This is a genomic window from Luteolibacter sp. AS25, from assembly GCF_046736275.1.
GTDB lineage: Bacteria > Verrucomicrobiota > Verrucomicrobiia > Verrucomicrobiales > Akkermansiaceae > Luteolibacter.
Window position 1 is genome coordinate 62,335 of the sequence record NZ_CP151837.1, and the last position, 13,055, is coordinate 75,389.

Annotated in this window: 11 protein-coding genes; 9 read left to right on the forward strand and 2 right to left on the reverse strand. The window is 54.8% G+C overall.

The window, feature by feature from the left end; genetic code table 11:
- Positions 1–374: 374 nt before the first annotated feature.
- The 6 genes from AAGA79_RS00285 (at position 375) to phoU (AAGA79_RS00310) (ending at position 6,785) form a co-directional block, all read left to right on the forward strand.
- Positions 375–1,187 carry a phosphate ABC transporter substrate-binding protein gene (locus tag AAGA79_RS00285; protein ID WP_411826782.1) on the forward strand — a complete coding sequence of 271 codons (813 nt, stop codon included), beginning with the start codon at positions 375–377 and terminating at the stop codon, positions 1,185–1,187.
- A gap of 93 nt (positions 1,188–1,280) precedes the next feature.
- Positions 1,281–3,200 carry a phosphate ABC transporter permease subunit PstC gene (pstC, locus tag AAGA79_RS00290; RefSeq protein WP_411826783.1) on the forward strand — a complete coding sequence of 640 codons (1,920 nt, stop codon included), beginning with the start codon at positions 1,281–1,283 and terminating at the stop codon, positions 3,198–3,200.
- Positions 3,201–3,225: 25 nt separating this feature from the next.
- Positions 3,226–4,392, forward strand: coding sequence for a PstA family ABC transporter permease (locus tag AAGA79_RS00295; RefSeq protein WP_411826784.1), 1,167 nt, complete (start codon positions 3,226–3,228; stop codon positions 4,390–4,392).
- Between the two features lie 29 nt (positions 4,393–4,421).
- The gene (gene pstB / locus AAGA79_RS00300; protein WP_411826785.1) at positions 4,422–5,270 is read left to right on the forward strand and encodes a phosphate ABC transporter ATP-binding protein PstB; all 849 of its coding nucleotides are present in this window, start codon (positions 4,422–4,424) and stop codon (positions 5,268–5,270) included.
- A 31-nt stretch (positions 5,271–5,301) separates the two neighbouring features.
- On the forward strand, positions 5,302–5,976 hold the full coding sequence (gene phoU / locus AAGA79_RS00305; protein WP_411826786.1) for a phosphate signaling complex protein PhoU: 675 nt from the start codon (positions 5,302–5,304) through the stop codon (positions 5,974–5,976).
- Positions 5,977–6,089: 113 nt separating this feature from the next.
- Positions 6,090–6,785: a phosphate signaling complex protein PhoU gene (gene phoU, locus AAGA79_RS00310; protein WP_411826787.1), complete on the forward strand. Its 696-nt coding sequence runs from the start codon at positions 6,090–6,092 to the stop codon at positions 6,783–6,785.
- 19 nt (positions 6,786–6,804) lie between these two features.
- Here phoU (AAGA79_RS00310) and AAGA79_RS00315 read toward each other — a convergent pair whose 3' ends face one another.
- Positions 6,805–7,413, reverse strand: a complete 609-nt coding sequence (locus AAGA79_RS00315; protein ID WP_411826788.1) for a hypothetical protein — start codon at positions 7,411–7,413, stop codon at positions 6,805–6,807.
- A gap of 262 nt (positions 7,414–7,675) precedes the next feature.
- On the opposite strand from AAGA79_RS00315, the gene AAGA79_RS00320 reads away from it, so the two are divergent.
- The 3 genes from AAGA79_RS00320 (at position 7,676) to AAGA79_RS00330 (ending at position 11,232) form a co-directional block, all read left to right on the forward strand.
- The gene (locus AAGA79_RS00320) at positions 7,676–8,587 is read left to right on the forward strand and encodes an alpha/beta fold hydrolase (RefSeq protein WP_411826789.1); all 912 of its coding nucleotides are present in this window, start codon (positions 7,676–7,678) and stop codon (positions 8,585–8,587) included.
- A gap of 16 nt (positions 8,588–8,603) precedes the next feature.
- Positions 8,604–9,455 (forward strand): rhomboid family intramembrane serine protease, encoded by an 852-nt coding sequence (locus AAGA79_RS00325; RefSeq protein WP_411826790.1) that lies wholly within the window; start codon positions 8,604–8,606, stop codon positions 9,453–9,455.
- Between the two features lie 103 nt (positions 9,456–9,558).
- Positions 9,559–11,232, forward strand: a complete 1,674-nt coding sequence (locus AAGA79_RS00330) for a serine hydroxymethyltransferase (protein WP_411826791.1) — start codon at positions 9,559–9,561, stop codon at positions 11,230–11,232.
- Between the two features lie 118 nt (positions 11,233–11,350).
- Here AAGA79_RS00330 and AAGA79_RS00335 read toward each other — a convergent pair whose 3' ends face one another.
- A complete protein-coding gene (locus AAGA79_RS00335) occupies positions 11,351–12,748 on the reverse strand; it encodes an efflux transporter outer membrane subunit (RefSeq protein ID WP_411826792.1) in 1,398 nt (465 codons plus the stop codon).
- Positions 12,749–13,055: the final 307 nt, after the last annotated feature.

The window sequence follows — 13,055 nt, forward strand, 5'->3', positions numbered from 1 at the left end:
ACAAACGTCACTACGTTCCTTGGCTATGGTGGCGGCTGATTACGCCTGTCACCCATGCCCTATTGAGTCTTCCTGTTACAGTTGAGGATCCGCGGGGAATCGTGTTCGAGCGGTTTCCGTGAGACAGTTGTGTGCTAATTGAAGTGGTGGCTTCCGGGTGGAGCGGGTCTTTCTAACTGCCTATATAATAGCGGGCCATGGTTTCCCGTCCGAGACGGGAGTGGGTAATGGTTCGGGGGATGGGCCCTTAGGGTCAAAAATCCGACGCATGGGATTGTGACAAATCTGTCGCACAGATCAGGTGGGAGTTTAAAAAATTTTTGGCAGTTTGCGGCTGTCGTCGTTACTGGCGGCAGCCAACCAAAGAATAACTTATGAAAACAACCGCTTCTATCGCAATCGGAACAGTCCTTGCAGCAGCTTCATGCTTCGCCCAGGACAAACTCGTATTCAAAGGATCCGATACCCTCGGAGCCAAAATGGTTCCTCAGCTCACTGAGGCCTACACTGCTGAAGGTAACACTGTCGGCTTCGAAATCGCTGCCGAAGGTTCTTCCGCTGCATTCTCCAATCTCCTCGCTGGCACTGCTGACATCGGCATGTCCTCCCGCGACGTAAAAGGCGAAGAAAAAGACGCTTTCACTGCCAAGGGTGAAGAGCTCGTGGAATTCGTAGCTGGCGTTGACATGATCGCTGTCGTTCTTAACGACAAAAACGGTGTTCGTGATCTCACAGTAAAACAAGTTGAAGGTATCTTCACCGGTGACATCACCGACTGGAGCGAAGTTGGCGGTGCTGCAGGCGCAATCTCCGTTTACACACGTAACACTACTTCCGGCACTTACAAATCCTTCCAGGAGCTCGCCATGGACAAGCGCGACTACGGTTCCTCCACACAGAAAATGGCTGGTAACGAGCAGATCGCTACCGAAGTTGCAACCAATCCAAACGGCATCGGCTACGTTGGTCTCGCATACGCGGACAAAGACGGTCTCCGTTCCGCTAAGATCGAAGGTGTTTCCGCTAAACCAAAGAATTCCGACAGCTACCCGCTTTCCCGTAAGCTCTACTACTACACAGTAGGACAGCCAGAAGGCGAAGCTAAGAAATTCCTCGAATGGGCAACAACCAGCGATGCTGCAGCCAAGGTGATTGAAGCAGTAGGATTCATCCCTAACGAGAAGTAATCCAACGATTTCAAATCTTAAGAGCAGGGCGTGTCATCACGGTGATAGCACGCCCTGTTTTACTGCTCCCCCAGACACTCATCCAGAACTTCTATGGCCACACATTTCAAACGCAGAGGAAAAAGACTCCTGGGAATTGACCGTCAGGATGCCATCCGATTTTTCTTCGGTGGTAACGCGATGATCTCAATTCTTGTGCTGGGTGCCATCTGTTTGTTTTTGGTAAGGGAGGCAGCACTATTTTTCCCTCAGCATCAGAGGGATCTCGAAGTATACCGCCTTACCGGGCAGGAATACGCGAATTTCGCCATCAAGGAGATGGACGAATATACAGAACTGAAGGGCCTGACGAATCAGGCTTATTATCAGGAAATGGACGGCTCATTCGGAGTCGAGCGGGGTATTTCCGATAGCTACTCCGCACTTTCGGGTTCCATTTACGACAATGGAGAGGACCTCGCGGACGAGCTGGAAGAAGCACGTGATGCGGTCGATGAGGCCGAAGAGGATGAAGAAAAAACGCTAGCCCAAGCGGAACTGGTGAAAGCCGAAAAGAATTGGGATGATTTCCTCCAGGCAGAGCTTGGAAATGCAGACCGCGCGGCGATCGATTCATTCGGTCGGCTCGGGGAAGGGGAGTGGAAGCAATTGCTCTCCTCAATGAGTAGCTGGGATCCAGTGGAAGATGTTCCGCCGGCCTATGTTGCTGATGCTAAGAAAAAAATGGAGGATGGCATGGCCACCTTCGATGCAGCCCGCATGAAGATTGGTGAAGCTGGTTCCGAACTTGCGAAAGTCCGCGGAGAGCTCATCAAGATCACAACCGATATCAAACACGAAGCGGTGGCGGATCTCACCTCCGCTGCCCGCAGGGAGGCTCTGTTACAAGGTGCGGTAAACGCAAAAACAGAAGAAAACAGGGCCCGCCTCAAAGCGCAGGCGGAAGAAATCACGATTCGTGAAGTTTTCCCATTCGGGGAGCGCATCAAGGCGCTTGAGGGAAGCGAGGCAAAGCATAAGGCAGCGGTCGATGCCATGAAGGCAGATCTTGCGGCGGGTATGGCAATTCTGCCAACCGAGTTTTCATCAGACGAAGCGGACGATCTTATCGGCCGCGTTCAGAGAAAATACCCGGCCCTTGTCGACTACCTGGACGAAAGTCTCATGGAGTCCAAGGAATGGAAATATGACAAGCCCCTCGGCTGGGTTAGTTCGGTAGGTTCATTCTTCTTAGGTAAGGATTGGGTCACCAACAGTTCATTCCACGATTTCTACGGCCTTCTCCCACTCTTCACGGGATCCCTGCTGATCTCGGTAATCGCGCTTCTCGTGGCGATCCCGTTCTCACTAGGAGCAGCAATTTACGTCAACAGACTCGCAGGTCCTGCCCAGCAGACTTTCATCAAACCGGTTATCGAGCTCATTGGAGCCATTCCTTCGGTTGTTCTAGGATTCTTCGGTATTGTGGTTCTCGGAGAAGGTCTACGCGAACTCAGTCAAGTGGCCTGGCTCTCATGGGTCCCGGGTTTCCCGATGCAGGAGCGCTTGAACATCCTGAACGCGGGTCTACTTCTCGCCCTGATGGCTGTTCCAACCATTTTCACCCTCTGCGAAGACGCCATCAATAACGTCCCTGCCTCCTTCACGGAAGCTTCACTGGCGCTTGGCGGCTCCCGCTTCCAGACCGTTATGAAAGTGGTTGTCCCGACGGCGGTCTCCGGGATCATGGCGGCTATCCTCCTCGGTTTCGGCCGGGTGATCGGGGAAACCATGGTGGTCTTGCTGGTGGCAGGTAACCAGATTGCGATTCCCGACTTCGGGCAGGGGCTAGGGGTAATAACCCAGCCGGCGCACACCATGACCGGAATCATTGCCCAGGAAATGGGCGAGGTGACCGCGAATACCATCCACTACCGTGCGCTGTTCTCCGTTGGTCTGGTGCTCTTTACCATATCGCTCGTGATCAACATCGCTGCCCGCAACATCATCAAACGCCTCGGCCACGCAGCGTAATTTCAATTTTTTCCCCTACTGAAATATGAATCCTTTCAAATCCAGTTCCAGCTCCCGAAAAACCAAGGACTCCGTAGGTTCGGTGGTGCTTGCGCTGCTGACCTACCTGATCCTCGCCTGCACTCTCTACATCTTCTTTGATATTGCGAAAAAGGGCCTGCCGGTCCTCATGCCGGTCTTCTCTGAAAACGGAGGAGAAGTCATTAATACCGATTTCATCACCCGCATGCCGGAGACTTTGGTGGAATTCACCGACGGCGAAGGCAAGAAGCAATCCATGCCTTCCTCCGACTTCATTGAATTCATTCAGAGCAATCCAGATGCAGTCGTCGAAAACAAAAAGGCCAATGCCTATTCCGGTGGCGGTATCGCAGGACCTCTGGTGGGAACGGCTTTGCTGGTGCTCGTGTGTATGGTCACCGCACTCATCGTCGGAGTGGCCGCAGCGGTTTACCTGAATGAGTATGCGAAACAGGGGCGCTTTGTGGGTATGATCCGATTGGCGATCATGAACCTCGCCGGGGTGCCTTCCATCGTTTTCGGTCTCTTCGGTTTCGCATTCTTCTGTCTCTTTCCGTTGCTTCCGGTGTTCACCACGATTCCGAATCCTGAAAAATCACTTCTGGCAATTCCCTTCGCTGGCTGGTTGCCACTCATCGGTGGTGGTTATCTCAGCTTCGAGGGTTGGGGGAACTCGCTCCTTGCAGGTGGACTCACCCTCGCCGTGATGGTTCTTCCGGTTATCATCGCCGCTTGTGAAGAATCCTTGAAAGCGATCCCGAAAGGCTTCCGCGAGGCATCGCTCGCGCTCGGCGCTACGAAGTGGCAATGTATCCGCACTGCGGTTCTACCATATGCAACCCCTGGTATCCTTACCGCCTCCGTCCTCGGTGTTACCCGCGTGGCTGGTGAAACGGCTCCGATCATGTTTACCGCAGCCGTAGCGCTGAAAGGTAAGCTCCCGTGGGATGCGGCAAGCGGCAATGGCGTCTACTGGCTTTCAGATTTGCTTACAGACTCCGTTCAGGCCATGCCTTACCACATCTACACGGTTGCCGCCCGCATTCCCCGCACCGATGCCACTGCGAACATGCAGGACGGTGCGGTATTCGTTTTCCTTCTAATGGTGATGTTCTTCGCCTCCTTCTCCATCTATCTCCGAATTCAATTCCGCAAAAAACTGAAATGGTAACTACAGCCCCATCCTCAAAGTCCGATCTTATGAACGATTCTACCCCAAAAGTGGAAGCTACTAAGAAGCCAGCAGCAGCAAAGGCGAACAACAATCCGAACCCGATCTCCAAGGAAGAATCGGTTATCGAGATTGATGACGTTTCCTTCAGTTATAACGGCGGAAAATCGAATATCCTCCGGAATATCTCTTTCAATATTCCTGCCGGAAAGGTGACCGCGCTCATCGGCCCGTCCGGTTGCGGTAAATCCACGCTCCTTCGCTGCCTGAACCGCATGAACGATCTGGTGGATACCTCCAAGGTCACCAACGGAGAAATCCGTATCATGGGCCAGGACATCAACGCAAATGACGTCGATCCCATCGAGCTCCGCAAGCAGGTCGGCATGGTATTCCAGAAATACAATCCGTTCCCGAAAAGCATCTACGAGAACGTGGCCTACGGTCTCCGCATCCAGGGCATCAAAAACAAGAGCAGACTCGACGAAGCCGTAGAGAAATCCCTCCAGCGTGCAGCACTCTGGAGCGAGGTGAAAGATCGCCTCAACTCCAGCGCACTTGGTCTTTCCGGTGGTCAGCAGCAGCGTCTTTGCATCGCCCGGACCATCGCCGTGAGCCCGCGTATCGTGCTCATGGATGAGCCATGCTCCGCTCTCGACCCGATCGCCACTGCCCGTATCGAAGAGCTCATCGCCGAGCTTCAGGAAGATTTCACCATCGTCATCGTTACCCACAACATGCAGCAGGCCACCCGCGTTTCCGATCGCACCGCCTTCTTCTACCTGGGTGAACTTATCGAGTATAACGATACCACCACCATTTTCAGTAATCCATCCGTCACACAGACAGAGGATTACGTCAGCGGTAGATTCGGTTGATCCCACTGAAAATCCTCATCCCTTTTATCCGATGCCCTCAGACCCGTCATTACACATCCTCAGCTCATTTGACTCAGAACTGGCTCAGCTCAGAATTGATGTCATCCAGATGGGGAACCTTGCTCTCAGAGCTGTCGATGGGGCTATAAATGGCTTGCTCGATGGAAAGATAGAGCGCTGCAGCGATGTTATCGCGGATGACGAGGTCATCGATCAGAAACAAAAAACGATTGATGCCCGGGGGATGGCCATTCTTCTGAAGTTCAATCCTGTAGCATCGGATTTCCGCGCGGCTGTTTCCTCACTCAGCATCTGCAGATCCCTGGAGCGGATCGGCGATCATGCGGTGAATGTTTCGAAAAGCGGCCGGAAAATCCTAAAGCACGGAAGCTGCCCGGAGGTAGGTCTCGTGAAGCCTCTTTTCGATGAAACACGTGTCCTTCTGGTGAAATCGCTCCAGTCCTACACTAATTCTGATGCCGATCTCGCGATGGAGGTGATCGCCGGCGACAAACAGGTGGACAAGCTCCACAAACAGCTCTCGAAAGGCCTCACCACCATGGTTGGAAACGGTGGGAGTGATGTGGAAAGCATCCTCCACATACTATTCATTTCCCGGTTCCTTGAGCGGATCGGTGACCTCGCTGCGAACATTGGGGAAGACGTGGTCTTCATCCATTCCGCTGAAGATGTGCGCCATGCCTGAAGGCCAAGTGGCTTTCAAGTGAGGAATCATCACCGCTTCTAGCACGGAAAACCAGTTTCTTGCATTCACTGCCTGCTGCTCCATCTTAAAAATAAGACCCTCAGAAAACTACCATGCCCAATTCACAGCATATCATCACAGACTTCGATCACGCACTTACCTCGCTGAAATCGGAAGTCCTGAAAATGGCCGCACATACCCGCCATAATCTCGAAAGAGCAATTCAATCCCTCCTCACACGGAACCTTGAACTTGCCAACTCTGTCATCGCCGATGACGACGAAGTGGATGAGCTGGAACGCGCTGTCGACAAGCAGGGCATGGACCTCCTGGTGAAGTATCACCCGATGGCTACCGATCTCCGCTTCGTGGTTTCTTCCATGAAAATCTCCAACAACCTGGAGCGTATTTCAGACCATGCGACGAACATCGCCAAGCGCGCGAAGAAGATCATGTCCAGCGCCGAGATGCCTGAGATAAATCTCGTGGAGCCACTTTACACACTAGCCGATCAACTGCTGCGTGATGCGATTTCATCCTACAGCGATGGAAACTCCGCACTTGGAGCCTCTCTCCACGCCCGTGACAAGGAGCTGGACCGCCTCCACCACGAGGTCACCGCGCAATACGGACTGCGCATCGAGGAAACTGAAAATCGCAGTCACGACTACGTGCACCTCATCTTCGTTGTCCGCTCACTAGAGCGCGTGGGTGACCTCGCCTCGAACATTGGCGAAGACTCCGTCTATCTGGATCAGGCGAAGGACCTACGCCACACCAGCAGCAAGGCGAGAGCCAGACAACTGTAGCTTTGGGCTCCCGGGCCAACTAGGCCTCCTGGAATTTCTCGTCGAAAAATTCCAGGAGCTCCTTTCTGTCCGGGAAACCATGTCTCGCGTTTCGTAACCCATCCGCCGGGACATCCCAGCGCGTTATCAGACTACCCGCATCCACGATTCTCGCGGGGATTCCCATATCGCGTGCCTCTTGCACCGTTTCTCCAGTCTCGCCCGGAGCAGATGCTGGCTCTCCGTTCCAGGCGAATAAAAACGCATCCGCCCAATGAAGCTTGTGCCTGGAAACCTGTTGGTAGGCCTCGGGCGTATCCATGCCGCCCGGTTCCACATACACGGCCAGCGCCACACTCATCAGATTCTCCGCTAGTTTCCATTCCGCCGGATCCTCGAATTCTTCGGCAAATCGTTCTTTTGGAAAAGGCATGATCACCACCACCGGGAGCCTCATTTCCACGCAGGTTCTCAGAAACACCAGATCAGCACCGGCCGCCGCGCTCGAGATGGCCATCACCCTCGGGCCGAGTAGTTCCCGCATCCTCGTGATCTCCTCTCTCAGCACAATGCCCAGACCTGCTTTGTTTTCCACCTTCCGGTGCCCGGCGAATGCCAGTAACTTCGGTTGTTTTTCCGTATCAGACATTTTTCAAATTGCTGCAGTCTCACGACTTTTTTCACAGAGATAATTCATTGGCTCCGGATTATCGAGGGGCAAACCGCCCGCCTGTCGAAAGACGGAAGCCGAGCCCGCTCCCCCGGTGCCGGATTGGAAAATTTCATCGTTTCAATCATTCATATTTTGGTCCGGGCCTCTAGAAAATAGAAATCTCCCGTCGCCAGGGAAGATGCCTCCCGCTGGACGGCACCGGATCTTCGGCTACCTTCTCGCCCGACCCCGCAATCAATTGAACAATCAAACCGCCAAGACTCCTCCGAATTTCTGGGAACACAGCCCCGGCCAGCGTCTGGCGTGGTGCGAGTATGGGGATCCTAACGGTGCTCCCGTCTTCTACTACCACGGCTGGCCCAGCTCCCGCCTGCAGGCTAATCTAGCCCATGATCTCGCGAAGGAGCGGAACCTCCGCCTTATTGCGATGGACCGCCCGGGCATGGGCCAGTCAACCCTGATCGAGAATAGGAAACTCGAGGACTGGCCAGCATTGATCGCCTCCTTTGCAGATCATCTCGGGATCGAAAAATTCGGCCAAATTGGCGTCTCGGGCGGCGGCCCCTACGTCCTCGCCTGTGCTGCGGCAATTCCGGAACGGCTCACTGCCTCCGCCGTTCTCGCCGGGATGGTGCCGCTTCCTCTACTCGGCCTAGGGCCGGAAGGGCTCCATCCACTCTACCGCCTGCTGATTCCGCTGCGCAAAGCTCCTTCCTCCATTTTCACCCAGGGCTTCCGCCTTGCTTCATTGATGACGAAATCCCAACCCACGGCGCTTCCCGTTTCCCTCATGGTCAAAAGCCTGGCTAAGGAGGACCGCGAGCTCTTGCTCGGCGATCCGAATCTATGGACACTCTCCACCACGAGTTTTACCGAAGGCGTCACGGGCCCGTCGGGAGGCAAGGGAATCATGACGGACGCGGAAATTTACCTCATGAAATCCTCTATAGAAGTGGAGAAAATCGACCACCCCATCCATTACTGGCATGGAGGGGATGACAAAAATATCCCCACCTCACTCGTGGAGAGCCTTACAGGAAAAATGCCGAATTCCACACTCACCATAGATCCCGAGCTCGGGCACTTTTCACTGGCGCTCCGCCGCGCTCCAGACGCCTTGGACCTCATGGAAAGCTCTACTGGCGCATGACCGTATGGAACAGCGCATGGATATTACCGAAGAAGAGGAATGGGTAGGGATCGGCACCTATCAATCGCTCGATGACGCCTACGATCACGGATTGGTCGCACTCTCCATGGGCGAGTCGATTCGGGTGGAGCAGGGGGCATCGCCCGGCGAGTTCGATCTCCAGGCGGAATCTGCGGCCGCGGACAGAATCACCGGAGAGCTCCACGAATATTCGGCGGAAATGGAGCAACGCGAGCTGCCCAGAATTGTCCCGTCCGACTGGGCGAAATATTCCGCCGGATGGAGCTATATAGTCATTTGGGCTGCAGTTCTGGTGGTCATTTTCACAAAACAAACAGAGGATCCCGAACTCTCCGCACGTTATGCCTCTTCCAGCATAGGTCTTATTAGAAACGGAGAATGGTGGCGGCCCTTCACCGCACTTTTTCTCCATGGCGATGGTCCACACATCGTCGGGAATCTGGTAAGCGGCACCGTTTTCAGCATCCTGGTCTCCAAATCCCTTGGCCCGCTCAAGGGATGGTTGCTGATTCTACTTTCCGGCACGCTCGGTAATATCACCACCTCCTGGGTGACATACCCGGAGCACTTTTCCTCCATCGGCGCCTCCACCGCAGTGTTTGGCGCACTCGGAATTCTCTCCGGTGTAGGAATTATCGAAAATATACGGGAAGACGTGCGGATGCCATGGGTTCGTGTCGTTTCCCCGATCTTTGCCGGACTGGTCTTGCTCGGCTGGCTCGGCGGCGCCTCGCCAAATACGGGAGTAGATGTCCTCGGCCACATTTTCGGTTTCTGCGCGGGAGTTCTCTGCGGTATTCTCGCATCTCTCCGCGGGCTGAAATCCCCCGGAACCGCCGCGATCTAGCCCTTCATTTTCTGGCATTTTCGCCATCCGATTTCACTTTCCCGAAATTTCCGGTTTCCAATCCTCCATTACCGTCGTTGAATGCGGCTCAGTCCCAATACTCATGAGCAATTCTCCTCTTCGCATCGCAGTCGGCGCCGATCATGGCGCGTTTGAAATGAAAAATGCCATCGTCGCCGACCTTCGGGAAAAAGGCTACGAGGTGGAGGATTTCGGAACAAACACTCCGGATTCCGTCGATTATCCCGATTTCGGAAACGCAGTCGCCAGAAACGTGGCGGACAGCACCTTCGATTTCGGAATCCTTGCCTGCACCTCCGGCGTTGGCATGTGCATCACGGCGAATCGCCACGCGCACGTCCGTGGAGCAAATGTCCGCGACGTCGAGGAAGCCGTCACCACCCGCAAGCACAACAATACCAACGTTCTCTGCCTCAGCGGAAAAGCGATTGATATCGAGACCGCAAAGGAAATGGCTGCAGCATTCATTTCCACCGAGTTCGAGGGCGGCCGCCACGAGCGCCGCGTCTGCAAATCATCAGGCAGCCACATCGCCGTTTCCGATCCGGAAGTCTACGAAGCAATCGTAAGCGAAGAGCATCGCCAGCGGAATCACGTGGAGCTCATCGCCTCGGAAAACTTCGCCTCACCTGCCGTCATGGAGGCGCAGGGTTCACTCCTCACCAACAAATACGCGGAAGGTTACCCGGGCAAACGCTGGTATGGTGGATGTGAATACGTCGATATTGTCGAAAGACTCGCCATCGAGCGCGCCAAGGAAATCTTCGGAGCGGATCACGCGAACGTGCAGCCGCACTCCGGCTCACAGGCAAACACCGCCGTCTACTTCTCCGTGCTCAAGCCCGGCGATAAAATCTTCACCATGGACCTCGCCCACGGCGGTCACCTCACCCACGGTCACAAGGCTAACTTCTCCGGCCGTTTCTACGATGTCACCCACTACGGAGTTTCCGAAAAAGACGAATACATCGACTACGATGAGCTGGAAAAAACAGCCCGTGAGCTCAAGCCTGCTCTCATGACCATCGGTGCCTCCGCCTACTCGCGGACTATCGACTTCGAGCGCATGGGGAAACTTGCCCGTGAAATCGGTGCCTACCTTTTCGTCGATATGGCGCACATCGCCGGGCTCGTTGCCGCAGGCGTGCATCCCAGCCCGGTCCCGCACGCGGATTTCGTAACCTCCACCACACACAAATCCCTCCGCGGACCTCGTGGTGGCCTCATTCTCTGCAAAGCGGAATTTGCGAAGAAAATCGACTCACAAGTATTCCCCGGCATCCAGGGCGGACCGCTCATGCACGTTATCGCTGCCAAGGCCGTCTGCTTCGGCGAGGCACTCAAGCCTGGCTTCAGGGAATATCAGGAGCAGGTTATCAAAAACGCCCAAGCCATCGCCGCGCGCCTCACCCATCACGGCTTCCGCATCTGCTCCGGCGGCACAGACAACCACGTCATGCTCGTCGATCTTCGTCCGAAAGGTCTCAACGGCTCCGAAGCTTCCCTCGCACTCGACGAGGCAGGCATCACCGTTAACAAAAACGGAATTCCTTTCGATACCGGCAGCCCGATGAAGCCATCCGGCATCCGCATCGGCACCCCGGCCGTCACCACCCGTGGCATGAAGGAAAAAGATGTGGAGCAGGTAGCGGATTTCATCGCCGAGGCCCTCGCCGACCACACCAACGAAGAAAAACTCCACGCCATCCGCGACAAGGTTTTCGCCTTCAACAGAGCATTCCCGCTCCCTTGGTAACGGCCGCCGTTTAGAGCTACTTCAAGCTGTGATTGCCCTAAGGATGGGTGATCACAGCTTTTTTATTTTCTGAAAACAGCAGAATCGTAAAGTTCCCGGAGCCGGAGGATTCCCCCGGTTACTTCCAGCCCCCGCCAAGGGCACGGTAGGATTGCACCACCGCCAGTAGGCGATCGCGCTGGGAATCGGCGAATTCCAGCTCGGAGGTGAAGAGATTGCGCTCCGCATCCAGCACTTCCAGGTAGCTGGATGCACCGCCCTCGAAGCGGTCGTTCGCCACCTCCGCCACCCTGCGGTTGGTTTGCACCAGTTCTTCCTGCTGGGCGGAAATTTGTCCGGTTTTCACATGGGCATTGAGCGCATTCGATGCTTCGCGAAAGGCCTGCTTCGCGGCCGCGTCATAGTTTGCCAGGCTTTCTCCGGCCGCCGCGCGTGTTGCTTCAGCTCGGGCTTTGTTCCGCCCGCCGTCGAAAATTGGTCCCGCCAGATCCGGGCCAATGCTGTATGCGCCTGATTTTCCTTCCAGGAGGCTTCCCAGGCCTTGGCTTACGACCCCGCCGCTGCCAGTGAGTGAAAGAGAAGGGAGGCGCAATGCTTCCGCCACGCCTATATCCGCCACTGCTGCCTGGAATGCTTGGTCCGCGGCAGCCAGATCAGGGCGACGGTTCAACAGCTCCGAAGGTAGGCCGCCCTTGATTTTCAGTGATGAAACCAGGCCTGCCAGGCTGCCGCCGCGCACGACGCTGCCGGGGAATTCACCGATCAGGTAGCGGATTTCATTTTCCTTTTCAGTGATTGCCTGCTCGGTGATCGGGATGGCCACGCGTGCCTGGGATAGAAGAGCTTTTGCCTGTCCTACCTCAAGATCCGAGCTGACTCCACCTTCAGAGCGGGCAGTCACCAGCTCAAGGGAAGCTGCCCGGCTTTTCTCCGTTCTGCGGGAAATTTGCAGGCGTTCGTCCAGATTTTTCAGCTGAATGTAGGCGGTTGCCACAGAAGCGACCAAACTGGTCTGTATCGCATCCTTCTGGTAGCCGGCTTGCAGAAAACGGGCACGCGCCGCTTCATTGCTGCGGCGAATCCGGCCCCACATGTCCACTTCCCAGCTCAGGGATGTGGTCAGATTGAAGCTTTCGTATGTCCGGTCGGCTCCAGTTGCGACCTGATCTGCATTTAGGGAGAGCAAATTCGAAGTGGCTCCACCACTGCCACCTACTTGTGGATACCAATCCGCTCTGGACGCAAGAGCCTGTTGCCGCGCTTGTTCTATCCGGTAGGTCGCGGCAACGAGGTCCGGATTGTTTTTCAGCGCGCGTTCGATCAGCTCGCGGAGGGTAGAATCCTTGAAAACGCTTTTCCATGACTTGTCCCCGAAGGATGTGCCGTGAGGGTAGGAGTCATTTCTGATGGATACGGGGACTTCATAATCAGGTGATCCGGGGTCCGGCCCGAAAACACATGAGCCCAGAGCCATTGTTCCGGAGACAAGAAGGAAGTAACTTAATGGAAATCTCATATTTTTTCCGAAATAAATGGGAACGCTATCGATATATCTTTTCCGCTCCTTTATCTTATATCTCTGGAAATGAGTTACTTAGGGCGCGGGAAGCCGATATCTCTCTGCTGGATGGGGCCGATGTTGACCGGTCGCCCCTATGCTTCAAGTCCATTTTGCCTGAAGTATTTGAGCCCCTCTGGGTGACTGGATCCTTACACGGTAAAGATTGCAACTTTTGCCCAGATCCCCTAGACCTCGCTCGGCTCTACTTTTTTTTAGGGTTCCCGTCAGTAATAGTGAGTTTAGCTCACTTAAGATATTTTAG